The organism is Streptomyces sp. NPDC101118 (assembly GCF_044759445.1).
Lineage (GTDB): Bacteria > Actinomycetota > Actinomycetes > Streptomycetales > Streptomycetaceae > Streptomyces.
Genome location: NZ_JBIVZG010000019.1, coordinates 89,445 through 113,475 on the forward strand (window position 1 = coordinate 89,445; position 24,031 = coordinate 113,475).

Here is a 24,031-nt window from a genome sequence, read left to right on the forward strand (position 1 = left end):
GTCCGCCCGCGGCGGGCGCTAGTTCCCGCCGTCCTGCGCGTCCGCGGCCGCGGTCGGGGCCGTGCCGCCGTCGGCCGTGCCGGTCCCGGAGCCCGGGCCGCTCCCCGATCCCGTCGGCTTCTCCGGGCTCGGGGTCGGGGTGGGCTCCGGCGGAGTGGGCGTGGGCGTCGGCGGGGTGGGCTCCGGGGTCGGGTCCGCGGAGTGCGACGGCGTCGGCGTCCCGCTCGGGTCGGGAGTGGCGCTGCCCGGCCCCGACGGGTCGGGCGCCGGTGTCCCGGAGTGCGTGGTCCCCGGCTCCTCCCGCCCGTTCCCCGAGGGCTCGTCCTCCGGGGTGGTGCGGTGCTGCCGGGACTGCGTACCGCCGGTGGTGACGCCGCCGAAGGCGGAGGTGTTGCCGGAGACCAGCTCGTACGCGGCTATGCCGCCCATCGAGACCCCGAAGACCAGTGCCGCCGCGACCGCCTTGGCCTTCCAGCCGCGCACCCGGGTGCCGTGCGTGGTGGCCGTGCCGAAGTCCGCCGGCGGGCCCGGCGAGGGCCCCGGCCCGGGCGGTACGGCGTCCACGGCCCGCGTGGCGTCCGGCGGTTCCACCGCGCCGAGCACCATGGTCCGGTCGTGGCGGGGCGGCGCCCCCGCCGGGTCGGCGGCCGGCATCAGGCGGGTGCGCGCGTCGCCGTCCGCCTCCGGTACCACGGCCCCCGGCCGGGGTTCCGCCACCGGCACCTGCCGGGCCCTGGGGCGGGCGGCCTCGCCGGTCTCCCGGAGGGTCTCGCCGGTGCGCTTGAAGAGGTGCTGGATGACCGGTCCGCCCGCGGTGGCGACGACGCTGACGACGCCGGCGCCCAGGATGGTCCCGTAGACGCCCATCTTGGACGCGAGGTAGGCGGCGGCGATGGTGGCGAGGGAGCTGCCCGCGACCTGGGCGACGCTCAGGTCGAGCCGCTTCTGCTCCGCGCCGCCCGCGTCCGTGCCGTCCGCTTCCGCGTCGCGCGCCTGCCGCTCCGTCACTCCCGTCGCCGTCGTCCCAGCCGACGCGGTGTCCGTTTTCCGACCCATCCCCAGCCTCTGCCGTCACCGACCACTCCACTTACAGCAGTTACTGACATGTGGGCGAAGCGGATAGTTCCACCGAGAGGGATTCTGTGAATCAAGACACCAGAAAACGCCCGTTCGTCAGGCCCGCGTAAGGAATCCCGCGCCCCAACTCCCCTGCCGTGGGACAAGTTCGGCGGCGCGGCGGTCCACCCAGGTGGCCCGAATGGAGTACTGTGGCGAGCCCTGGGACCGCGCTTCCTTTCGGATGCCCGGACTCGGGAGAGGGGGCCGGTCTTCGGAGAAACGGCGCTCGCAACCGGCGAAGCCGTGGGTTCGTACGGTGCCCCGCTGCACAGAGTGACCACGTCGTCACTTTGAGTGGCGAACAGGTAACCGTGCCATAACGGCGATCAAGGGCGCATGCCCGACACGCCGGTTTAACTCGGCAAGGTTGTGGCAGGCTGCACCCGGGCAGGCCACACTCGACTAGCGGAAGCAGCGACGCACGTGACGTCGGCAGGCACCACCCGGGAGGTCCCCATGCCCGAACTGCGTGTCGTGGCCGTCTCGAATGACGGCACACGACTGGTGCTCAAGGCTGCGGACGGCACGGAGTACACCCTTCCGATCGACGAGCGGCTGCGCGCGGCCGTGCGCAACGACCGGGCCCGGCTCGGCCAGATCGAGATCGAGGTGGAGAGCCACCTCCGCCCCCGCGACATCCAGGCGCGGATACGTGCCGGTGCCTCCGCGGAGGAGGTCGCACAACTCGCCGGCATCTCCGTCGACCGGGTACGCCGCTTCGAGGGACCCGTGCTCGCCGAGCGCGCCTTCATGGCCGAGCGCGCCCGCAAGACTCCCGTGCGCCGGCCCGGCGAGAACACGGGACCCCAGCTGGGCGACGCCGTGCAGGAGCGGCTGCTGCTGCGCGGGGCCGAGAAGGACTCCGTCCAGTGGGACTCCTGGCGCCGCGACGACGGCACCTGGGAGGTCCTGCTGGTCTACCGGGTGGCGGGCGAGCCGCACTCGGCGAGCTGGACGTACGACCCGCCCCGGCGGCTCGTCCAGGCCGTCGACGACGAGGCGCGCTCCCTCATCGGCGAGGCCGACGACCTTCCGGCGCCGGAGCCGAGCTTCCCGTTCGTGCCGCGGATCGCGCGGCTGCCGCGGGACCGGCCGCTGGACCGCGCCCTGGACCGGCAGCTGGAGCGGGCCCCCGCGCCGGCTCCGGAACCGGAGGAGGAGCGGGACTCGCTGACCAGCCTGCTGGAGGCCGTCCCGAGCTTCCGGGGCGACCTCGTCGTACCGGAGCGGACCACGCAGCCCGAGGAGTCCGAGACCGAGGCGGAGGAGGCGGCCACGGCGGCCCCCGCCGCGTCGGCCGGGGCCGGTGCGGCGTACGCGGACGTGCTCATGCCGCGTTCGGTGGCGGGCCACCGGGAGCGGCTGATCGGGACGACCGACCGGCAGGCGGAGGCGGACGGCGTCCGTCCCGGCCGCCGCGCGGCCGTGCCGAGCTGGGACGAGATCGTCTTCGGCACGCGCCGCAAGAAGCAGGAGTAGGAGCAGCCGGAGCCGCCTGCGCGGCCGCAAGGCAGGGCGTACGGGCCCGGTACCGCGTGTGGAGCGGCACCGGGCCCGTACGCGTGCACGGCCTCCCGCGCGCCTACTGCGGGTCCGGACCCGTGGCCACCGGGCGGGACGGGTCGGAGCACCACTCCGACCAGCTGCCGGCGTACAGCGCCGCCGGCACCCCCGCCACGGCCAGGGCCAGCACCTCGTGGGCGCCGGACACCCCGGACCCGCAGTACACGCCCACCGGGCGCGCCCCGTCCGCTCCGAGCGCCGAGAAGCGCGCCGCGAGCTCCGGCGCGGGCAGGAAGCGCCGGTCGCCCCCCACGTTCTCCGCGGTCGGCGCCGACAGCGCGCCCGGGATGTGACCGCCGACGGGGTCGATGGGCTCGACGTCGCCCCGGTACCGCTCACCCGCCCGGGCGTCGAGCAGCACACCTGCGCGGGCCGTTTCCGCGGCGCCCTCGGCGTCCAGCAGACCCACGGCACCCGGACTTGGCTTGAAATCACCCTCGGCCGGCGACGGGATCTCGGCCGACAGGGCACCGCCCGCGGCCACCCACGCACCCAGTCCCCCGTCCAGCACACGGACGTCCTCGTGCCCCGTCCAGCGCAGCAGCCACCAGGCGCGCGCCGCGGCCCAGCCCAGGCCCCCGTCGTACACGACCACCGGGGTCTCCGGGCCCACACCGGCGCGGCGCATCACGGCTCCGAAGGCCTCGGGGTCCGGCAGCGGGTGGCGGCCGCCGGCACCGGGCGGACCTGCCAGTTCGCGGTCGAGGTCGACGTAGACCGCGCCCGGGACGTGCCCGGCCTCGTACTCGGCCCGCAGGTCGGGGCCGCCCAGCTGCCAGCGGACGTCGAGCAGCACGGGCGGCACGGGGCCGGCCGTCGCGGCCAGGAGCTCGGAAGCGGAAATGATCGGGTTCATGGGCACATCCTCCTCCAGCCGCCACGCCTGGCGTAACAGGCACGAAATCACCCGGGCGCATCGATTCGGACATCTCTGTCCCGCGGGCCGGAAAGGCGGCGCGGCCGGGGCGCGCGGCGGAGCGGGGAGTGCCACCATCGTCTCCATGACCGAGCAGGCGTTGCGGCGCTCCCCCGGCACCCCGTGCTGGGTCAGCCTGATGGTGCACGGCCTCACCACGACCCAGGAGTTCTACAGCTCCCTCTTCGGCTGGGAGTACGTGCCCGGTCCCGGGCAGCTGGGCCCGTACGTGCGGGCGCGGCTGGACGGCAAGGAGGTCGCGGGCATCGGGCAGTTGCCGCCCGACCGGCACCTGCCGACCGCCTGGACCCCGTACCTGGCCACGGACGACGCGGACACGACGGCCGAGCTGATCCGCAGCTGCGGCGGCACGGTGGCGGTGGGGCCGCTGGACGCGGACCACGCGGGGCGGATGGCGATCTGCTCGGACCCGGTGGGCGCGGTCTTCGGCATCTGGCAGGCCTCCGCGCACGTCGGCTCGCGCCTGACCGGGGTGCCCGGCACGCCGGTGTGGAACGAGCTGGTGACCCAGGAGACCTCGACGGTGGCGAAGTTCTACCAGAGCGTCTTCGGGCACGAGCTGGAGGCACTGGTGTCGGCGGACTTCGACTACGTCACCCTGCACCTGGAGGGCCGCCCCGTCTGCGCGGTGCACGGCGTGGGCCGGGCCCTGCCGCACGACCGGGGGGCCCACTGGATGACGTACTTCGAGGTGGCGGACCCCGACGGGGCGGCCCGGCAGGTCGTGGACCTCGGCGGCCACGTGATCCAGCCGCCGCGCGAGGGCGCGAGCGGCCGCCTGGCCACGGTCGCGGACCCCGAGGGCGCGGTCTTCACGATCATCCGCACGGAGCGCTGACGACGGCGGCCGTGGCCGGTCCCCGGGGACCGGCCACGGCCGTCGGATCGTCACGTCCGGACGTCGCGTGCCCGGGCGGTGGACCGGACTAGCGGATGACGTCGAACTCCAGGGCCACCACGCTGGCGTCCTTGGCGTCGATCTCGAACTGCTCGGCCGGCGGGCGCGGCACGCCGTTGGCCGCCGAGATGCCGAGCTTCTTGAAGTAGCCCTCGGTGCCGCCGGGCGTGTACCAGGCGAGCATCTTCACCGGGGTGTCGCCGAGGACGCTGTACGTGTGGGCCTTGCCGCGCGGCAGGAAGACGAACGAGCCCGGCCCGGCCGTCTCGACGCGGCCCTCCCAGCGGAGTTCCAGGCTGCCCTCGAGGAGGTAGAAGGCCTCGTCCTCGCCGTGGTGGGTGTGCGGCGGGGCGCCGGAACCGGGGTGCAGCACGACCTCCAGCAGGCCGAACGCGCCGCCGGTGTCCTGCTTCTCCGCCTTGAAGGTGTAGTGGTCACGGAATACCCACCGGGTGTCGCCCTCGCCCTGGGCGACGTGGATGAGTTCCGGAGCCGACTGTTCCTGAGTGGTCACTGCTCTCTCCCTCTGTGGAAAGTTCTTCTGTGTGGCCTTCGCGTGGGACGGCGCCCGGTGAAGGGGCGTCACGTCCGGTGGTGCTGACGGTTCACGGGCTCAATGGGCCACCACCTCCTCTCCCTGCCGGGGGACTCCGTCACGCGGTCGCGTGGCGGCGGGCGGACCGGGCGGCGAGGCCGACGAGCCCGATGCCGACCACCAGGGCGGCCGCGAGGAGCAGCGCCAGGCTGGACAGCCCCGGCATGCCCTGCGGGATCTGGGCACCCAGCGCGACTCCGCCGTTGAGGATGAAGCTGTAGATCGCGGTGGCGGTGGCCCGGGCGGGCCCGGCGCTGGTGCCGACGGCCTGGACGAGGGCCGGGCTGACGGTGGAGATCGCCAGCACGTAGACGAAGAGCGAGACGCCCAGGCCGATCACGGAATCGGCGTACAGGGCGGCCGCGAGCAGTCCGACGGCGCCGACGGAGAAGCCGATGACCGTCCGGGTGAGTGCGGACAGGCGTCCCATGACCGGCGCGAGGAAGACGGCACCGACCATGGCGGGGAGGGCGCTGGCGCGGAGGGCCAGCATGGTGTCGTGGTTCCCGACCACCTCCGCCGGCCCGTAGAGCTGCACACCGGTGTAGATCGCGGTGAGGCTGCCCAGGACGCCCAGGGAGGCCACGAAGAGCGCGACGATCGAGCCGTTCCGCAGCACGCCGGCGACGGGGGAGGGCCCCTTGGCCCCGCGCGGCGGCAGGTCCTTGGCCTCGTCCGGCAGCAGGACCTTCCAGGCCACCGCAGCCACGACCGCCAGCAGCGGCGCCACCAGCCAGAACACGGACTGCCAGCCGAGCGAGGACCCCAGGATCTGCGCCATGACCTGGCCGACGCACAGCGCGACGCCCAGTGCGCAGGACACCACGGTGAGGGCCAGTGCGAGGCGGCGCGTCGGGACCCGGTCGCTCAGGTAGATGTACACCACCGGCGTGAACACACCGGCCATCGAGCCCTGCAGGGCCCGCAGGAGGGAACCGGTCACGAGATCGGACGCGAGCGGCACGAGCGCCGTCATCACGGCCATGACCGCGATGCTCGCGACGACGACGTTGCGACGGCCGTACCGGTCGGCGAGGAAGCCGCTCGCCAGCGAGGCGCACGCGTAGGCGGCGGAGAACGCCGTGGTCGCCCACGCCGCGGAACCCTGCGACACGCCCCACGCCTCGCCGAAGTCCGGCATGAGCGGGATCGCCACGTAGCCCTGGCTGACGACGACGACGGCGGCGAGGGCGAGGACCGCCAGGGTCGTGGCGAAGGGGAACTGCTCGGCGCGCTCCTCGGCCGTGAGGCCGACCGCCGGTTTCGACGCCGCTGTTCCGGTGGTGCGGACCGCTGCTGTTTCGCTGTCCGAGGCCGATGTGTTCGACATCAGAAATACTCTCCTTTGTGCGGCCAGGGCCGGGGAACGTACCTGGGCACGCTCGCGGTTGGCGTTCTCTTCGCAGCGACGGATCACAGCCCGCCGGCCAACCTTTCTGAAGGTTGCGGAGCGGGCTCGGGCAGGGTCAAAGGGGCGGGCGCGGGTCCGTCAGGTCCTCGGGCCGGCCGCCGCGGAGGCACCGGCGAGGCCCGTCCGCCCCGGGACCAAGGCTCCGTGAGCCCCGGGACGGAGGCTCGGTGGGCCCGGGGACGAAGGCTCCGAGGGCCCCGGGACGAAGGCTCGGTAGGTCCGGGGACGAAGGCTCCGAGGGCCCCCGGACCGGGCATCGGGCAGCAAGTGACCGCAGTCCTGACAAACTCCCGGAATCGGATCCCGGCCCGCCGGACGACTGCCGGAGCATGGCCGCTGGGTGCGCACGCGAGCACGATCCGCGCGCGGGCCCCGTACCCCACCACACCGGGAGATGACCATGCAGATTGACGCACTACCCGCGCAGCCCGGCACCGAGCCGGACTGGGGCGCCGAGAAGCTCGACCTGGACGCGTACCTGGCCCGCGTCGGCTACGACGGTCCGCGCACCGCGGACGCGGCCACGCTCCGCGCCCTGCACCGCGCCCACCTCGCCACGTTCTCCTTCGAGAACGTCGCCCTGGCGCTCGGCGGCGCCATCGACATCGACATCGACGCGATCCAGCGGAAGATGGTCGGCGAGGGCCACGGCGGCTACTGCTACGAGAACAACCTGCTGTTCGCCGCCGTCCTGGAGCGCCTCGGCTTCCCGGTCTCCCGGCTGCTGTCGCGCGTACGCCGCGGGAACGCGCCGGTCCGCTGGCGCTCCCACACCGTCCTGCTGGTCGAGGCGGACGGGCGGCGCTGGATCGCGGACGTCGGCTTCGGCGACGAGGGCCCGCTCGAGCCGGTGCCCTTCGAGGCCGGCGGTCTCATGACGGCGGGCGACTGGACCTGGCGCCTGGACCAGGAGGGCGACGACTGGATCCTGCGCAGCGAGCACGCCGACGGCTGGTTCGACGTGTGGGCGGTCCGCCTGGAGCGGCAGCACGCCATCGACTTCCAGGTGGCGAACTACTACTCCTCCACGCACCCGCGCTCGCCCTTCGTGGGCCAGCTCGTCGCGCAGCGGCCCGAGGCGCACGTGCGCTACAGCCTGCGCAACCAGGAGCTGGTGCGGACGTTCCCGGACGGCCGCAAGGAGACCGTCAGGCTGTCCGCCGACGAACTCGTCGACACCCTGCGCGAGACGTTCCGCATCGCGCTGACCGAGGACGAGTCGAAGCTGCTCCGCGACCTCTACCCGGCCGCGGCCTGACAGCCGCCCGGGCGGCGCACCCCGAAACCCCCGACACGCGCCGCCCGGGACCGTCCAGGACCGCCCGCTTGGACGTGGTACCGGACCGGAGGAGTTCCGGTACCGGCGGATCAGCCGGAGGGGACCGGGAGGACGTCCGGGGAGAGGGAGCCGGCGTGGGCCGCGGCGCTGGTCATGTGGCGGCGGTGGTGGCGGCGGCAGAGGACCTCGTAGCCGATCTCCTCCGCGGGGCGGTTCACGTCGCCGACGACGACCTGTTCGCCCTCGACCACCATCACCCCGCCCACCGTGCGGGCGTTGTGCGTGGCGCGGGCGCCGCACCAGCACAGGGCCTCGACCTGGAGCTGCTCGATGCGGTCGGCCAGTTCGATCAGGCGCTGCGAGCCCGGGAAGAGCTTGGTGCGGAAGTCGGTGGTGATGCCGAAGGCGAAGACGTCCATGTCCAGGTCGTCCACGATCCGGGCCAGCTGGTCGATCTGGTCCGGCGTCAGGAACTGCGCCTCGTCCACGATCACGTAGTCGGCCTTGCCGCCCGCCGAGAGCTCCCTGACCAGGTACGCGTACACGTCCATCGAGTCGGTGACCTCGACCGCGTCCGTCACCAGACCGAGGCGCGAGGAGAGCTTGCCCTCGCCGGCGCGGTCCTGCCGCGTGAAGATCACGCCGACCAGGCCCCGGGCCGAGCGGTTGTGCGTGATCTGGAGAGCGAGGGTGCTCTTTCCGCAGTCCATCGTTCCGGAGAAGAACACCAGCTCGGGCATGGGGAAGCGCTGACCTTTCGGGTCGGGTCGGGGAGAGGGGCGGCGGCGTCGGGCGGCAGGCGTCAGGTGCGGACTTCGAGGAGCGGCACGAACTGCTCCGCCGGGGTCATCGAGCCGTGCATGCCGGTCAGGGCGGACTCGTTGACCTCGGTGCGGGAGGCGATGATCGCGACGTCGTCCCGGGCGGCGGCGATCACGTCGCCGATCCGGCCCAGCACGCGCTCGTCGCACTCCCCCGGCGCCCCGAACCAGCCGAGGGCCAGGGCCTCCTCGCGGCTCGCCACCCAGAAGCGGTCCCCGAGCACCTCGCGCCAGACCGTGAGGACGTCGGCCTCCGCGCCCGGTACGGCGTACACGTGCCGCGCCCGGCCCTCGCCGCCCAGCAGCGCGACGCCCGCGCTCAGCTCCCAGTCCTCGTCGAAGTCGTAGCGGGACTCCTCGTCGAACGGGATGTCCACCATGCCGTGGTCGGCCGTGACGTACAGCGCCGACCGCGCCGGGAGCTGCTCCGCCAGCCGCTGGACCAGCCGGTCCACGTACATGAGCTGGCCGCGCCAGGCGTCCGAGTCGACGCCCTGCCGGTGGCCGGCGCCGTCCAGCTCGCTGTAGTACGTGTAGACCAGCGAGCGGTCCCCGGCGCCGAGCAGCTCGGCCGCGAGGTCCATCCGCTCCTCGCCGGTGATCCGGCCGTGGAAGGTGCCGCCGCTCAGCGCGACCTTGGTCAGCGGCGTCTGGGCGAAGTCGGGGGACGACACCTGGGCCGTCGCCACCCCGGCCTCGTGCGCCATGCGGAAGACCGTCGGGTACGGCTGCCAGACGGCGGGCGGGGTCCAGGGCCGCCAGCGCAGCTGGTTCATCAGCTCGCCGGTTGCGGGGTTGCGGGCGGCGTAGCCGGGCAGGCCGTGCCGGGCCGGCGGCAGGCCCGTACCGACCGAGGCCAGCGAGGTGGCGGTGGTCGCCGGGAAGCCGGCGGTGAGCGGGCGGCCGGTGCCGCCGCGCGAGCTGCCGAGGAGCGAGGTGAGGTACGGGGCCTCGTCCGGGTGCGCCTTGATCTGCTCCCAGCCGAGTCCGTCTATCAGGAACACGCAGTTCCGGTCGGCCGGGGTCAGCTCGGTGATCGTGGCCGTCAGCCCGGGCACGCCCTGGCCTGCCGCGAGCGTGGGCAGCAGGTCGGCGAGCGAGCCCGACCCGTACTGGGGCACGGGCGCGCCGTCGAGGTCGAGGAGTACCGGCTCGGGCTCCTGCCAGGCGGAGTGCACCATCAGCGGGCGCCGGTGGCGGCCGTGGCCTCGGACAGGGCCTGCGCGAAGGCGAGCGTCTGCCGCACGGCCTCGGGGCCGTCGCCCGCCTCGCTGACGCGCAGGCTCAGGTCGTCGGCGGTGGAGTTGCCGGTGTAGCCGTGGTCGGAGTCACAGTTCGGGTCGCCGCAGGCGGCCGGCTCCAGGTCGATGCGGGCGACCGCGCCCCAGCCGATGGTCAGGACGACCTCGCGGGGCAGGGTGCCCGGCGTGTAGGACTCGGGGTTCGCCACGACGCGGCTGACCACCACGGAGGAGATCGCGCTGATCTTGACCGACTCGGTGGAGGTGGTCGCGTACGGGGACGGGGAGCCCGCGTCGGCGGCCTGCTCGTCGGTGTGGCTCACGATGAAGCGGTTGCCGGTCAGGACCAGGACGGTGACGTGCCGCCGCACCTCGTTGGAGTCGAAGGTGGTCTCCTGGTGGACCAGGTACGACGAGATCGGCTCGCCGCCCACCGCGGCCTCCACGGCCTCGGCCACGAGGGCCGGGTAGTAGCCGCTGCGCTCGATCGCCGCGCGCAGCCCCTGGGTCGTCGTACCGGATTTCGCCATGGGGTCCATCCTAAGGCCCGCAGGAGGCGCCCAAGCCGCTCCGTGCGGCCGCTCCCCGCAGTGCCGGTCAGTAGCTCGGCAGCGTGCGGGGCCCGAGGTCGGTCCTGACCGGCGGGCGGGCGATCCGCACCTGCGCGCTGAGCACCGAGAGGCCCTCGGTCGCGACCACCACGGGCTCCAGGGAGACGCCGGCGACCTCGGGGTGCTCGTCGACCAGCCGGGAGACGCGCAGCAGCAGCTCCTCCAGGGCGGGGGTGTCCACGGGCGCGCTGCCGCGCCAGCCGAAGAGCAGGGGCGCGGTGCGGATGGAGCGGACGAGCGCGGCGGCGTCGCGGTCGGTGGCGGGCACGAGGCGGTGGGCGGTGTCGCCGAGCAGCTCGGAGGCCACGCCGGCCAGGCCGAAGGAGAGGACGGCGCCGACCGCGGGGTCGATGACGGACCGGACCACGGTGTCGACGCCCCGCGGGACCATCGCCTGGACCACGGGCAGCAGCTCGGCCGGCTTGCCGAGCAGCTCGGTCAGCTCCCCGTAGGCACGGCGCAGCTCCTGTTCGTTGGCCAGCTCCAGGCGTACGCCGCCCAGGTCGGCGCGGTGCCTGAGGTGCGGGGCGGTGGTCTTCAGGGCCACGGGGTAGCCGAGCCGGGCGGCGGCCCCGGCGGCGGCGTCGGGGGTGGGCGCGGGCAGCGTGGGCAGCACCCGGATCCCGTACCGGGCGAGCAGCGCGTGGGCGTCGGCGTCGGCGAGGGTGGTCCCGGCGTCCGCGTCGGCGGGGGCGGTCCCGGCGTCGCCGTCGGTGCCGGCGAGCAGCGCCTCCAGCTGGGCGGCGGCCCCGGCGGTGTCGATGTCCTCGTACTCGGGGACCTGACCGGACACCACGGTGCCGCAGCGCCACTCGGCGTACCGGACGGCCTCGGCGAGCGCCCGGACCGCCCGCTCCGGGGAGGGGTAGGCGGGGATGGGACCGCGCGGCGGGCGGGCGGGCTCGGCGCTGGGGGCGGCGTTGCCGGGGGTGTGGGCGGGTGTGCGTGCGGGTGCGGGTGCGGAGGGGGCGGCGTGAGCGGGTCCGGCGGGGGCAGGTGACGCCGCGGCCCGGCCGGCCGCCTGCGTTCCGGTGGCCGCCGGGCCCGGGCCGGCCTGCGCCCCGGGCGCCGGGCCTCCCGCGGCCGGTCCGGCCGTGCCGGTCCCGGCTGTCGCCGGCAGGCCGGCGACGGCCCCCGCCTCCCCTCCCGCCGCCGCCGTCGTCGAGGCCGCGGTCGAGAGCGCCTCCGCCAGGTCGCCCAGTTCCACGTGGACCACGGCCACCGGCTTCGCCGGGGCCTCCGCCGCGGCAGCCCGGAGCGCCTCGGCCAGGTCCTCGGTGAGGGTGCTCTCCCCCACGGACGGGATGGCGGTGACGATCACCGCGTCGTTCCCGGGGTCCCGCAGCGCCGCGCCCAGGGCGGCGCGGAAGTCCTCCGGCGCCGCGGCCGTGGTCAGGTCGAGCGGGGCGTGCGGGCGCAGCCGCTCGGTGAGGCAGGCGTCGTACGAGAGGAGGCCGAGGGACTCGGAATTGCCGAGGATCGCCACGCGCGGGCCGGCGGGCAGCGGCTGGTCGGCCAGCAGCAGGCCGACGTCCACGAGTTCGGTGACCGTGTCCACCCGGATCACGCCGGCCTGCCGGAGCAGTTCGGAGACGGTGGCGTCCGGCAACCGGGTCTCGGGCACGGTGTGGCCGGCCGGGCTGACCCCGCTGTGGCGGCCGCCCTTGGCGACGACCACCGGCTTCACGGCGGCGGTCCGCCGCGCGAGGCGGGTGAACTTCCTCGGGTTGCCCAGGGTTTCGAGGTACAGCAGGGCCACGTCGGTGGCGGGGTCCTCGTACCAGTACTGGAGGAAGTCGTTGCCGGAGACGTCGGCACGGTTGCCCGCGGAGATGAAGGAGGAGAGCCCCGCGCCGCGCCGCACCAGGCCGGCGAGCAGGGCGATGCCGATGGCGCCGGACTGGGCGAACAGGCCGATGCGGCCCGCCTCCGGCGAGCCGGGGGCGAGGGAGGCGTTGAGCCGGACCTCGGGGTCGGTGTTGATGACGCCGAAGGCGTTGGGTCCGATCAGCCGCATCCCGTACGAGCGCGCCTGGCGCACGAGTTCGCGCTGCCGCTCCAGTCCCGCCGGGCCGCTCTCGGCGTACCCGGCGGAGAGGACGACCAGGCCCTGGACGCCGTGCTCGCCGCAGTCCGCGACCGCCTCGGGCACGCGTTCGGCGGGGACGGCGACGACCGCGAGGTCGACCGGGCCGTCGAGGCCCGCGAGGGAGCGGTACGCGGGTACGCCGGCCAGCGTCCCGCCCGTACCGTCCGGCAGGGCGGCGTTGACGGCGTGGACGGTTCCGGTGAAGCCGGAGTCCAGGAGGTTGCCCAGCGCGGCCCGGCCGACGCCGCCCTCGGTGCGGCTGACGCCGATCACCGCGACGGAGCGCGGCGAGAGCAGCCGCTGCACGGAGCGGGCCTCCGCGCGCTGCTCGCGGGCGCGCTGGACGGCGAGGGACTCGGCGGTGGGTTCGAGGTCGAGGGTGAGGTGGACGGAGCCGTCCTCGAAGCTGCGCTTCTGGGTGTACCCGGCGTCCGTGAAGACCTTGATCATCTTGGTGTTGGCCGGCAGCACCTCGGCGGCGAAGCGCCGGATGCCGCGCTCCCGCGCCACCGCCCCGATGTGTTCGAGCAGTGCGGAGGCGACGCCGCGGCCCTGGTGGGCGTCCTGGACCAGGAAGGCGACCTCGGCCTCGTCGGCGGGGCCGGTGGCGGGGCGGCCGGTGGCGTCGATCCGGTCGTAGCGGACGGTCGCGATGAACTCGTCCCCCACGGTGGCGGCCAGGCCGACCCGGTCGACGTAGTCGTGATGGGTGAAGCGGTGCACGTCCTTGGCGGACAGCCGCGGGTAGGGCGCGAAGAACCGGTAGTACTTCGACTGGTCCGAGACCTGCTCGTAGAAGCTGACCAGCCGGCCCGCGTCCTCTGTGGTGATCGGCCTGATCCGGGCGGTGCCGCCATCGCGCAGCACGACATCCGCTTCCCAGTGGGCCGGGTACGAAGGATCCGACGGCGTCCGCATGGGCCAAGAGTACGGCCCGGGACCCGGCGGACCCTACGCGCGCGGCGGGTTGGGCAGGAGGGACAAACCAGGGCAAGCTGGGAGGTCGAACGGCAGGCTCCTCCGGGCCGAAGGTCGGTCGGATGCAGCCCGGCGGTCGTGAGATAGTGGTCTAGACAACCCGTAGAACCTGAAGGGCATCACCATGGCAGAGCGCCGCGTCAACGTCGGCTGGGCCGAGGGCCTGCACGCTCGTCCCGCCTCGATCTTCGTCCGGGCGACGACCGCTTCCGGTATCCCGGTGACCATCTCCAAGGTCGACGGCACCCCCGTCAACGCCGGCTCCATGCTCGCCGTGCTGGGCCTGGGTGCGCAGGGTGGCGAGGAGATCATCCTGGCCTCCGAGGCCGATGGCGCGGACGCCGCCCTGGACCGCCTGGCGAAGCTGGTCGCGGAGGGCCTCGAAGAGCTTCCCGAGACCGTCTGAGCTTCCGGCCGGTTTCCGGCCGCCGAATGAGCCGTACCCCGCTCCGGGGTGCGGCTCATTTCTTCTCTTCCGGTCAGCCCGGCCGGACAGGAATGGCCGCGAGGAAATCAGGGCATGGGAAATGAGCGGCCTCATGAATTCCGCCGTCCCTTTGTATACGGCCTTTGTTAAAGGCGGCCGCCCGCGGTGTTTACGGCAGGTTGCGAACCCCTCACACGCGCCTCGCCCCGCGCCCGCCGCAGCCGGTGCGCCCCCGTGGTGCGGTCCATGTGCGCGGCGGTGAGGGCCCGCGCCCGGTCGGCGTCCCCGCGCGCCACGGCGTCGACGATGGCGCCGTGCTCGGCCCAGGACTCCACGGGGTGGGCCGGGGCCTCCACCACGTACATCCAGGCGATCTTGTGCCGCAGCTGGGTGAGCATCGAGATCAGGTTGGGGCTGCCGGAGGCCTGGGCGAGCGTCTCGTGGAACCAGCCGCCCAGCGAGCGCAGGTCCTCGCCCTGGCCCCGGCGGGCCCGCTCCTGGCCGAGGCGCACGAGCCCGCGCAGCACCTTCAGGTGGCCCTCGGTGCGGCGCTGTGCGGCCCGGGAGGCCCCCAGGGGCTCCAGCAGCACCCGCAGCTCCAGCAGGTCGGCCGCCTCCTGTTCGGTGGGCTCGGCCACGCAGGCCCCGGCGTGCCGGCGGGTGGTGACGAAGCCCTCGGACTCCAGGGTGCGCAGGGCCTCGCGGACGGGGACGCGCGAGACGCCGTACCGGCGGGCGAGGAGTTCCTCGGTGAGCCTGCTGCCGCGCTCGAAGACGCCGGCGACGATGTCGTCGCGGATCGCCGTGCACACCGCGTGCGCGGGAATGCGCATGACCGGACCTCCGCTTAATCCCCGCGAAACGCGGTCGGCGTCGACATGTGTGCCGCCGACTCTATTGCAGAAACGAGGAATTCCGGAGCGCACCGATGAATTCCGGAATGGTTTTTTGCCAGATCTGCACGCACCGGATGCCCGCGCCGGATCCGCACCCCTCCGGCGAAGGGCACGCCGAAGGCCCCGGCTCGGGGAGCCGGGGCCTTCGGGAAGCGTGCGGCGCCGCGGTGGCGGCGGGTGCGGTCGCGGGTCAGATGCTGACGCCGTGCGAGCGCAGGTACGCCAGCGGGTCGATGTCCGAGCCGTAGTCGGCCGAGGTGCGGGCCTCGAAGTGGAGGTGGGGGCCGCTGGAGTTGCCCGTGGAGCCGGAGAGGCCGATCTGGTCGCCCGGGGTGACGCGCTGGCCGACCGAGACGCTGATCGACGAGAGGTGGCCGTACTGCGTGTACGTGCCGTCGTTCATCTTGATGACGACGTTGTTGCCGTACGCGCCGCCCCAGCCCGCCTCGACGACGGTGCCGAGGCCGACCGCGTGCACCGAGGTGCCGGAGGCGGCGTGGAAGTCGATGCCGGTGTGGCTGCCGGAGGACCACATGGAGCCGCCGGCCTTGTACGAGGTGCTGACGTACGAGCCCGCGACGGGGGCCACGTAGGTGAGCAGACGCTTGCGCTCGGCCTCACGGGCGGCGCGCTCGGCGGCCTCGCGCTCGGCCTTGGCCTTCGCCTCGGCCTTCGCCTTGGCCTCGGCGGCGCGCTGGCGGGCCTCGTTCTCGGCCTGGGCCTTGGCGGCGGCGATCTCGGCGGCGGCCTGCTGGGACTCGGCCTGGGCCTCGATCTGGCCCGCGAGGTCGTCGGCGACGACGACGGCGTTCAGGCCGGTGTCCTCGGGACCTCGGGAGTCGGCGTCGGTGGCGGCGAAGGCCGGGCCGGCCAGGGTGCCGACGACACCGGTGGTCGCGAGGGCGGCTATGCCGGCCACGTTCGCGCTCTTGCGGCTCAGACGGCTGGGGCCACGGTGCTTACCGGTGGCACGACTGCCAAAGGCCATGGAGAGGCTGATCCTTTCCTTCCCTCTCGCCTACCGGGTTAGCTGACGGGTTCGGAGCAGGAAGGTCTCCTACGGGCCACCTCTGGCGAGGCGGTCCGATTCACCCCAGGGACTGATGTGGGTCCCCGGCTCCCCAGGCTCGCGCCTGACGGGGACTCGGCGATCGCTGTCCGGTGCCGCGGGTGCGGCTGTTACAGCTGACGGACAGCGAGGTTGACGCTAGGCGGATCGTCGGACAATCACCAAACGGACACGCTGTTTTGTGGCGTACGCCACGGGTCATTCAGGCAACGACCACCCCGAAACGGACAGAAGACACAAACAGGGCCCTGATGGACAATCCATCAGGGCCCTGCCCCATCTCGGGCCGGAATCAGGTCAGTTGGTGACCACGGTCACCTCTCCGATGCCCAGCGCCCGCACCGGGTCGGCGATCTGGGACGCGTCACCCACGAGCACCGTCACCAGACGGTCCACCGGGAAGGCGTTCACCACGGCCGAAGTCGCCTCCACCGTGCCGGTTTCGGCGAGCCGCGCGTACAACTGCGCCTGGAAGTCGTCCGGCAGCTCCTGCTCGACCTGGTCGGCCAGGGTCCCGGCGACGGCCGCCGCCGTCTCGAACTTCAGCGGCGCGACGCCCACCAAGTTCTGGACGGCCACGTCGCGTTCGGTGTCCGTCAGCCCCTCGGCGGCGAGGGTGCGCAGCACCTGCCACAGGTCGCCCAGCGCGGGGCCGGTGTTGGGCGTGTCCACCGAGCCGCTGATGGCCAGCATCGAGGCGCCGGTCCCGTCGGCCGTGGAGCGCAGCACCTGCCCGAAGGCGCGCACGCCGTACGTGTAGCCCTTCTCCTCCCGGAGCACGCGGTCCAGGCGCGAGGTGAGCGTGCCGCCGAGGCAGTACGTGCCGAGCACCTGCGCGGCCCAGACCCGGTCGTGGCGGTCCGCCCCGATCCGGCCGATGAGCAGCTGGGTCTGCACGGCGCCGGGCCGGTCCACGATCACCACGCGGCCGGTGTCGTCCGCGGTGACCGGGGTGACCGGGTACGCCGTGCCGGTGCCGCCGGTCCAGGAGCCCAGGGTGTCCGCGAGGACGGCGTCCAGGTCGGTGCCGGTCAGGTCGCCGACCACGACGGCCGTGGCCGTGGAGGGGCGCACGTGGGCCTCGTAGAAGGCGCGGACGGCCCCGGAGTCGATCCGGCCGACGGTCTCCTCGCTGCCCTGGCGCGGACGCGACATGCGCAGGGTGGCGGGGAAGAGCTCCCTGGAGAGCTGCTTCGCGGCCCGGCGCTGCGGGTTGGCCAGCTCGTGCGGGATCTCGTCGAGGCGGTTGCGGACCAGGCGGTCCACCTCGCTGTCGGCGAAGGCGGGGGCGCGCAGGGCCTCGGCGAGCAGGGTCAGGGCCTTGTGCAGACGGGAGGCGGGCACCTCCAGGGAGACCCGCACACCGGGGTGGTCGGCGTGCGCGTCGAGGGTGGCGCCGCAGCGCTCCAGCTCGGCGGCGAACTCCTCGGCGGAGTGCTTGTCGGTGCCCTCCGACAGCGCGCGGGCCATGATCGTGGCCACGCCGTCGAGGCCCTCGGGCTCGGCCTCCAGGGGGGCGTCGAGGATCACCTCGACGGCCACGACCTGCTGGCCGGGGCGGTGGCAGCGCAGGACGGTCAGGCCGTTCCCGAGCGTGCCGCGCTCGGGGGCGGGGAAGGCCCACGGCTTCGGCTGTCCGGCCTGCGGCTGCGGGTGGAAGGTCATCGAGGAAGCGACGTCGGCGGTCACTGGTCTGCCCCTTCGGCGTTGTCTTCGGTGGCGGGCAGCGGCTCGTACACGAGGACCGCGCGGTTGTCCGGGCGCAGCCGGGCCGCGGCGACGGCCTGCACCTCTTCGGCGGTGACGTCGAGCACCCGCTGGACGGCGGTGAGCGCCAGCTGCGGGTCGCCGAACAGCACGGCGAAGCGGCACAGTTCGTCGGCCCGGCCGGCGACGGTGCCGAGACGGTCCAGCCACTCGCGCTCCAGCTGGGCCTGGGCGCGCTCCATCTCCTCGGAGGTCGGACCGTCCGCGGCGAAGCGGGCGAGCTCCTCGTCGACGGCGGTCTCGATGCGGGGCACCTCGACGCCGCCGGAGGTCTTCACGTCCAGCCAGCCCAGGGAGGGCGCGCCCGCCAGGCGCAGCAGGCCGAAGCCCGCGGCCACGGCGGTCTGGTCGCGGCGGACCAGGCGGTTGTGCAGGCGGGAGGACTCGCCGCCGCCGAGGATGGTCAGGGCGAGGTCGGCCGCGTCGCACTCGCGGGTGCCGTCGTGCGGGAGGCGGTAGGCGGCCATCAGCGCGCGGGCCGGGACCTCCTCGACGATCTCCTCGCGCAGCTGCGCGCCCATGACGTCCGGCAGGCTGCCGTCCCGCGGCGGCTGCTTGCCGTCGTGGGAGGGGATGCTGCCGAAGTACTTCTCGATCCAGGCGAGGGTCTGCTCCGGGTCGATGTCGCCGACGACCGACAGCACCGCGTTGTTCGGCGCGTAGTAGGTACGGAAGAACGCGCGGGCGTCCTCCAGCGTGGCGGCGTCGAGGTCGGCCATGGAGCCGATCGGCGTGTGGTGGTACGGGTGGCCCTCGGGGTAGGCCAGGGCGGTCAGCCGCTCGAAGGCGGTGCCGTACGGGACGTTGTCGTACCGCTGGCGGCGCTCGTTCTTCACCACGTCGCGCTGGTTCTCCATGGACTCGTCGTCCAGCGCGGAGAGCAGCGAGCCCATCCGGTCCGCCTCCAGCCAGAGCGCGAGCTCCAGCTGGTGGGCCGGCATCGTCTCGAAGTAGTTGGTGCGCTCGAAGCTGGTGGTGCCGTTGAGCGACCCGCCGGCGCCCTGCACCAGCTCGAAGTGACCGTTGCCCGAAACGCTGGCCGAGCCCTGGAACATCAGGTGCTCGAAGAGGTGAGCCAGACCGGTGCGCCCCTTGACTTCGTGGCGCGAGCCGACGTCGTACCACAGGCAGACCGCGGCGACCGGGGTCAGGTGGTCCTCGGACAGCACCACGCGCAGGCCGTTGGCCAGGCGGTGCTCGGTCGCTGTCAGGCCGCCGGAGGCGGCCTGCGCTGTGGCCGTGTGACCCATGGGCATGTGATCCCTTCGATCGCTTGGGGAGAAGTCCTGCCACTGTATGCAAGCGCGCCGACGGACGGAGAAGTTCCCGGGGCCTTCCGCCCCCTCCGCCGCACCCCCTCGCCGCACCCCGTCCGGGGGTACCCCCAGGGTCGGGGTCGGCGTTGTCGGCGGGGCGGTCCACAATGGACCGCGTCAGACCGATCTCGGATCACGAGGAGCCGCAGCAGCGATGGCCCGCCGCAGCACGAAGACCCCGCCGCCGGAGGATTTCGAGGAGAGGATCCTCGACATCGACGTCGTCGACGAAATGCAGGGCTCCTTCCTCGAGTACGCGTACTCGGTGATCTACTCCCGCGCCCTGCCCGACGCGCGGGACGGGATGAAGCCGGTGCACCGCCGCATCGTCTACCAGATGAACGAGATGGGCCTGCGCCCCGACCGCGGGTACGTGAAGTGCGCCCGTGTCGTGGGTGAGGTCATGGGCAAGCTCCACCCGCACGGCGACGCCTCCATCTACGACGCGCTGGTGCGCATGGCGCAGCCGTTCTCGATGCGGCTGCCGCTGGTGGACGGCCACGGCAACTTCGGCTCGCTGGGGAACGACGACCCGCCGGCGGCCATGCGTTACACCGAGTGCCGGATGGCGGACGCCACGTCGCTGATGACGGAGTCGATCGACGAGGACACGGTCGACTTCACGCCGAACTACGACGGCCAGGAGCGCGAGCCCGTCGCGCTGCCCGCGGCGTACCCGAACCTGCTGGTCAACGGCGCGTCCGGGATCGCGGTCGGCATGGCCACGAACATGCCGCCGCACAACCTGGGCGAGGTCATCGCCGCCGCCCGCCACCTGATCCGCTACCCGAACGCGGACCTGGAGGCGCTGATGCGCTTCATCCCGGGTCCCGACCTGCCCACCGGCGGCCGGATCGTGGGTCTCCAGGGGATCAAGGACGCGTACGAGTCGGGCCGCGGCACCTTCAAGATCCGCGCCACGGCGACGGTGGAGAACGTCACGGCGCGCCGCAAGGGCCTGGTCGTCACGGAACTCCCCTTCACGGTCGGCCCGGAGAAGGTGATCGCCAAGATCAAGGACCTGGTCGGGTCCAAGAAGCTCCAGGGCATCGCGGACGTCAAGGACCTCACGGACCGCTCGCACGGCCTGCGCCTGGTCATCGAGATCAAGAACGGCTTCCACCCCGAGGCCGTGCTGGAGCAGCTGTACAAGCTGACGCCGATGGAGGAGTCCTTCGGCATCAACAACGTGGCGCTGGTCGACGGCCAGCCGCTGACGCTGGGCCTCAAGGAGCTGCTGGAGGTCTACCTCGACCACCGCTTCGACGTGGTCCGGCGGCGCAGCGAGTTCCGCCGGCGCAAGCGCCGCGACCGCCTGCACCTGGTCGAGGGCCTGCTGGTGGCCCTGCTCGACATCGACGAGGTCATCCGGCTGATCCGGTCCAGCGAGAACTCCGCGCAGGCCAAGGAGCGCCTGATCGAGCGCTTCTCGCTGAGCGAGGTGCAGACCCAGTACATCCTCGACACCCCGCTGCGCCGGCTCACCCGGTTCGACCGGATCGAGCTGGAGTCGGAGCGCGACCGCCTGACGGCCGAGATCGAGGAGCTGACGAAAATCCTCGAATCGGACGCGGAGCTGCGCAAGCTCGTCTCGTCCGAACTGGCCGCCGTGGCGAAGAAGTTCGGCACCGACCGGCGGACGGTCCTGCTGGAGTCGGCCGGCGCCGCGGTCTCGGCCGTGCCGCTGGAGGTCGCGGACGACCCCTGCCGGGTACTGCTCTCGTCGACGGGCCTGCTCGCGCGTACGGTCACGGGCGACCCGCTCTCCGAGGGCGACGGCAAGCGCGCCCGCCACGACGCCATCGTCTCCTCCGTGCTGGCCACGGCCCGGGCCGAGGTCGGCGCGGTCACGTCCACGGGCCGTCTGCTGCGGCTGTCGGTGATCGACCTGCCGCAGCTGCCGGACACGCACGCCGCGCCGAACCTGGCGGGCGGCGCCCCGATCACCGAGTTCCTCTCCTCCCTGGCGCCCGACGAGAAGGTGGTCTGCCTGACCAGCCTCGACGAGGCGAACTCCCAGGGCCTGGCGCTGGGCACCGAGCAGGGCGTGGTCAAGCGCGTCGTGCCGGACTACCCGGCGAACAAGGAGGAGCTGGAGGTCATCACCCTCAAGGAGGGCGACCGGATCGTCGGGGCCGTCGAGCTGCGCACCGGCGAGGAGGACCTGGTCTTCATCACCGACGACGCCCAGCTGCTGCGCTACCCGGCGGGGCAGGTCCGCCCGCAGGGCCGCCCCGCGGGCGGCATGGCAGGCATCAAGCTGTCGGACGGCGCCAAGGTCATCCACTTCTCGGCGGTGGACCCGGCCACGGAGGCGTACGTCTTCTCGGTGGCCGGCTCGCACGGCACGCTGGACGCGTCGGGTACGTCGGCCAAGCTGACCCCCTTCGACCAGTACCCGCGCAAGGGCCGGGCCACCGGCGGTGTCCGCTGCCAGCGCTTCCTGAAGGGCGAGGACCTCCTGGTGCTGGCCTGGGCCGGCTCCGCCCCGGTCCGCGCCGCCTCGGCCAACGGCACCCCGGTCGACCTCCCGGACCCCGACCCGCGCCGCGACGGCTCGGGCACCCCCCTGCCCACGCCGGTCAACACCCTCGCGGGCGCCGCGCTGTAGCGCGTGGGGGCCCTCGGTACGCCCGGGGGCCCCCGCCGGCCGCGCACGCCGTGGTTCACCGGCCCCGCTGCGCGCCGGGCCAGGGCCGGCCAGGGCCATAGGGTGACGGATCATGACCGACGAAGCGCGTGAACTCGTAAGACTGGTGTGGGAGCAGGCCGAACCGCGGGCGGCGGCGGGCGACACCGGATACGCGGCTGAGCTGGGCACGCTTCTCGCCGCCCGGTACGAGGCAGCCCAGGCGCAGTCGGGCGAGTACCGGCACGGCCTCGCCCGGGTGGTGCGGATCCTCGCCCTCACCCCCGGCCGGGACGGCCTGGAGCAGCTGGTCCGCCTCCTCGACGGACACGTCCGGCACGGCTCCGGTGAGACCGGCCCCCGCCACGTCGCCTCCCTCCTCGCCGGGGCGCACGACCCCGCAGAGCTGGCCCGGGTCCTCTACGGCCGGCCGGGCCCGGACGGCCTCGACGAGCTCCGCGCCTGCCTGTTCCACGAGCTGCTCCTGCGCGGCGTCGACGTCCAGGCGTCCAAGGAGCTGGAACCGCTGGCCCATTGGCGGCGGAACCGCCGCCCGTACTCGCCCCTGGCCTGGCTCCCGGACGAGCGGCGACCGTTCGAGGCCGGCTCCACGTTCCGCGTCCACTCCGTCAACGGCAGCGCGTACGGACCGCCGAGCGGGCTCCCCGCCGAGGGCCGACTGGACCCGCCGACGCCCCGTACGACGGAACCGGCGCGGATGCGGGACGTCGCGACCAAGGACGTGCACGAGACCATCGTCGCCGCGCCGGAGCAGGGCGAATTCGGCAACTGCGACGCCTGGGTCTTCGAGCCGGACACACCCCTGGATCCCGCCGAGGTGCCCGCCCTGCTGCCCGCGCTCCCGATGGCCTGCGTCTCGGACCTCACCCCCACGTCCCGCTTCGCGTTGGCCCGCCGTCCTCTGGAGGACATCTGGCCGATGCTCTTCGGCACCGCCTCGATGGGCGGCTGCTACGGCGGCGGCGTGGGCGGCGCCTGGGGCCGCAGGGCGGCCTGGTGGTCCGTGGCGGGGCTGTGCGGAGCACCGTCGGGCGCGACGGCCGGGGAGGTCGAGCGGATCGCGCTCGGCAGCGCGTGGTTCCACTTCGAGTCCGATTCCGCGTGGTTCCACAACGAGATCCACGACTACGGGATCGCCGCGCTCTCCCCCGACGGCCGCCGTCTCGCGGTGCTGGCGGCCACGGACACCGACTGAGCCGGTACTACTCCTCCTCGGCCGCCGGTGCCGGCGGGCGGGGGACGTAGCGGAGGACGGACCACATGGCCTCCGGCGGGGTGTGCTGGGGGGACGGTTCGCGGCAGGCGGCGAGGTCGCGGGTGAGGGCCTCGGGGTCGGTGCCGGAGCCGATCAGGACGAGCTGCGTGCGGCGCGGCTCGTCCCGCCCCCAGGGGGCCGGGTCGAAGCGCAGGAAGCGGCCGACCGCGTGGACCTCGTACTTCTCCTCGTGGCCCGGCACCCCGAAGTACACGTAGCCCTTGATGCGGTACAGCCCGGCCGGGCGCCGGTCCAGGAAGTCGATCAGCCGGCGCGGACTGAGGGCCTGGTCGGAGACGAATTCCGTGCTCTCGTAGGCGTGGTGGAGGTGGGCTTCGCCGCACGACGGGCCGCAGGGGTCCGTTCCGGGGCCGGAGTCCCCCTCGTCCTCACGCTGCTCCGCCTCCGCGAGCAGGTCCTCGAACGACAGCTGGCCCCGCGTCTCGGTCCAGGGCCGGCGGTCGAAGAGCAGCTCCGGATCGATCCGGCCGTGGTCCGCGCCGACCACCGGGATGCCGGGGCAGAGGACGGCGAGGGCCGCCTCGGCCCGCTCCCGCTCCCCCGGTGCGGTCCGGTCCGTCTTGTTCAGCACCACGAGGTCCGCGATGCCCAGGTGGCGGTCGGTCTCGGGGTGGCGGGCACGGGTGGCCCCGAACTCCGCCCCGTCGACCACGTACACCAGCCCGCCGTAGGTGATCCCCTGGACCTCGCTGGCCACCAGCATCCGGACCATCTCCTGCGGCTCGGCCAGCCCGCTCGCCTCGATGACGATCACGTCGATCCGGTGGACCGGCCGCGCCAGCTTCTCCAGGTAGGCGTCCAGCTCACTGCCGTCGACGGCGCAGCACAGGCAGCCGTTGCCGAGGGAGACCATCGAGTCGCCGACCTGTCCGGCCACGGACATGGCGTCGATCTCGATCTGCCCGAAGTCGTTGACCACGACTCCGATCCGGGTGCCACGGCTGCTCCTGAGCAGGTGGTTGAGCAGGGTGGTCTTGCCGGAACCGAGGAAACCGGCGAGAACGACGACGGGGATGGGCTGCCTGCTGGTCACGCCGTCCGATCGTAGTCGGATCCCGCGGCCCGGCCCGCCCCGGGCGGCCGGCGGG

General features: G+C 73.5%; 19 protein-coding genes and 1 riboswitch. Of the genes, 6 read left to right on the forward strand and 13 right to left on the reverse strand.

Annotated elements, in window-relative coordinates; all coding sequences use genetic code 11:
• Window positions 1-18: 18 nt before the first annotated feature.
• Window positions 19-1,008: a hypothetical protein gene (locus tag ACIQUQ_RS26905; protein WP_403980644.1), complete on the reverse strand. Its 990-nt coding sequence runs from the start codon at window positions 1,006-1,008 to the stop codon at window positions 19-21.
• A 567-nt stretch (window positions 1,009-1,575) separates the two neighbouring features.
• Between ACIQUQ_RS26905 and sepH the strand changes: the two genes are divergently transcribed.
• Window positions 1,576-2,598: a septation protein SepH gene (sepH, locus tag ACIQUQ_RS26910; RefSeq protein WP_399953305.1), complete on the forward strand. Its 1,023-nt coding sequence runs from the start codon at window positions 1,576-1,578 to the stop codon at window positions 2,596-2,598.
• Window positions 2,599-2,701: 103 nt separating this feature from the next.
• Here sepH and ACIQUQ_RS26915 read toward each other — a convergent pair whose 3' ends face one another.
• Complete coding sequence (locus tag ACIQUQ_RS26915; RefSeq protein ID WP_403980646.1) at window positions 2,702-3,538, reverse strand: sulfurtransferase; 837 nt, start codon at window positions 3,536-3,538, stop codon at window positions 2,702-2,704.
• A 145-nt stretch (window positions 3,539-3,683) separates the two neighbouring features.
• Between ACIQUQ_RS26915 and ACIQUQ_RS26920 the strand changes: the two genes are divergently transcribed.
• Window positions 3,684-4,457, forward strand: a complete 774-nt coding sequence (locus ACIQUQ_RS26920) for a VOC family protein (protein ID WP_403980649.1) — start codon at window positions 3,684-3,686, stop codon at window positions 4,455-4,457.
• Window positions 4,458-4,545: 88 nt separating this feature from the next.
• Here the strand turns inward: ACIQUQ_RS26920 and ACIQUQ_RS26925 are convergent, their stop codons facing one another.
• Entirely contained in the window at window positions 4,546-5,031 is a 486-nt protein-coding gene (locus ACIQUQ_RS26925; RefSeq protein ID WP_399953315.1) for a cupin domain-containing protein, read from the reverse strand.
• A gap of 139 nt (window positions 5,032-5,170) precedes the next feature.
• Entirely contained in the window at window positions 5,171-6,442 is a 1,272-nt protein-coding gene (locus ACIQUQ_RS26930) for an MFS transporter (protein ID WP_403980652.1), read from the reverse strand.
• A 481-nt stretch (window positions 6,443-6,923) separates the two neighbouring features.
• On the opposite strand from ACIQUQ_RS26930, the gene ACIQUQ_RS26935 reads away from it, so the two are divergent.
• Complete coding sequence (locus tag ACIQUQ_RS26935) at window positions 6,924-7,781, forward strand: arylamine N-acetyltransferase (protein ID WP_403980655.1); 858 nt, start codon at window positions 6,924-6,926, stop codon at window positions 7,779-7,781.
• A 110-nt stretch (window positions 7,782-7,891) separates the two neighbouring features.
• Here the strand turns inward: ACIQUQ_RS26935 and ACIQUQ_RS26940 are convergent, their stop codons facing one another.
• The 4 genes from ACIQUQ_RS26940 to ACIQUQ_RS26955 all read right to left on the reverse strand — a co-directional run bounded on the left by ACIQUQ_RS26940 (window position 7,892) and on the right by ACIQUQ_RS26955 (window position 13,482).
• Window positions 7,892-8,542: a thymidine kinase gene (locus ACIQUQ_RS26940; RefSeq protein WP_403980657.1), complete on the reverse strand. Its 651-nt coding sequence runs from the start codon at window positions 8,540-8,542 to the stop codon at window positions 7,892-7,894.
• Window positions 8,543-8,604: 62 nt separating this feature from the next.
• Entirely contained in the window at window positions 8,605-9,804 is a 1,200-nt protein-coding gene (locus ACIQUQ_RS26945; protein WP_403980659.1) for an alkaline phosphatase family protein, read from the reverse strand.
• The gene (locus ACIQUQ_RS26950) at window positions 9,804-10,394 is read right to left on the reverse strand and encodes a DUF5998 family protein (protein ID WP_403980661.1); all 591 of its coding nucleotides are present in this window, start codon (window positions 10,392-10,394) and stop codon (window positions 9,804-9,806) included. The genes ACIQUQ_RS26945 and ACIQUQ_RS26950 overlap by 1 nt, the downstream gene beginning before the upstream one ends.
• A 67-nt stretch (window positions 10,395-10,461) precedes the next feature.
• Window positions 10,462-13,482, reverse strand: a complete 3,021-nt coding sequence (locus ACIQUQ_RS26955) for a GNAT family N-acetyltransferase (RefSeq protein ID WP_403980663.1) — start codon at window positions 13,480-13,482, stop codon at window positions 10,462-10,464.
• 184 nt (window positions 13,483-13,666) lie between these two features.
• On the opposite strand from ACIQUQ_RS26955, the gene ACIQUQ_RS26960 reads away from it, so the two are divergent.
• The gene (locus tag ACIQUQ_RS26960; protein WP_403980666.1) at window positions 13,667-13,948 is read left to right on the forward strand and encodes an HPr family phosphocarrier protein; all 282 of its coding nucleotides are present in this window, start codon (window positions 13,667-13,669) and stop codon (window positions 13,946-13,948) included.
• A 167-nt stretch (window positions 13,949-14,115) separates the two neighbouring features.
• On the opposite strand, the gene ACIQUQ_RS26965 is transcribed toward ACIQUQ_RS26960, so the two are convergent.
• The 4 genes from ACIQUQ_RS26965 to ACIQUQ_RS26980 form a co-directional block, all read right to left on the reverse strand.
• On the reverse strand, window positions 14,116-14,802 hold the full coding sequence (locus tag ACIQUQ_RS26965) for a GntR family transcriptional regulator (protein ID WP_403980668.1): 687 nt from the start codon (window positions 14,800-14,802) through the stop codon (window positions 14,116-14,118).
• 253 nt (window positions 14,803-15,055) lie between these two features.
• Window positions 15,056-15,853: a M23 family metallopeptidase gene (locus ACIQUQ_RS26970; protein WP_399953342.1), complete on the reverse strand. Its 798-nt coding sequence runs from the start codon at window positions 15,851-15,853 to the stop codon at window positions 15,056-15,058.
• A gap of 12 nt (window positions 15,854-15,865) precedes the next feature.
• Window positions 15,866-16,025: riboswitch (cyclic di-AMP (ydaO/yuaA leader) on the reverse strand.
• 206 nt (window positions 16,026-16,231) lie between these two features.
• Window positions 16,232-17,599: a M16 family metallopeptidase gene (locus ACIQUQ_RS26975; RefSeq protein ID WP_403980791.1), complete on the reverse strand. Its 1,368-nt coding sequence runs from the start codon at window positions 17,597-17,599 to the stop codon at window positions 16,232-16,234.
• A 20-nt stretch (window positions 17,600-17,619) separates the two neighbouring features.
• Window positions 17,620-18,951, reverse strand: coding sequence for a M16 family metallopeptidase (locus tag ACIQUQ_RS26980; RefSeq protein ID WP_403980671.1), 1,332 nt, complete (start codon window positions 18,949-18,951; stop codon window positions 17,620-17,622).
• Between the two features lie 220 nt (window positions 18,952-19,171).
• Between ACIQUQ_RS26980 and ACIQUQ_RS26985 the strand changes: the two genes are divergently transcribed.
• Together ACIQUQ_RS26985 and ACIQUQ_RS26990 are read left to right on the forward strand one after the other, a co-directional pair.
• The gene (locus ACIQUQ_RS26985) at window positions 19,172-21,628 is read left to right on the forward strand and encodes a DNA topoisomerase (ATP-hydrolyzing) subunit A (protein ID WP_403980674.1); all 2,457 of its coding nucleotides are present in this window, start codon (window positions 19,172-19,174) and stop codon (window positions 21,626-21,628) included.
• A 112-nt stretch (window positions 21,629-21,740) separates the two neighbouring features.
• Window positions 21,741-22,862, forward strand: coding sequence for a DUF6183 family protein (locus tag ACIQUQ_RS26990; protein ID WP_403980677.1), 1,122 nt, complete (start codon window positions 21,741-21,743; stop codon window positions 22,860-22,862).
• A gap of 7 nt (window positions 22,863-22,869) precedes the next feature.
• Here ACIQUQ_RS26990 and ACIQUQ_RS26995 read toward each other — a convergent pair whose 3' ends face one another.
• Complete coding sequence (locus tag ACIQUQ_RS26995) at window positions 22,870-23,976, reverse strand: CobW family GTP-binding protein (RefSeq protein ID WP_403980679.1); 1,107 nt, start codon at window positions 23,974-23,976, stop codon at window positions 22,870-22,872.
• Between the last annotated feature and the right edge of the window lie 55 nt (window positions 23,977-24,031).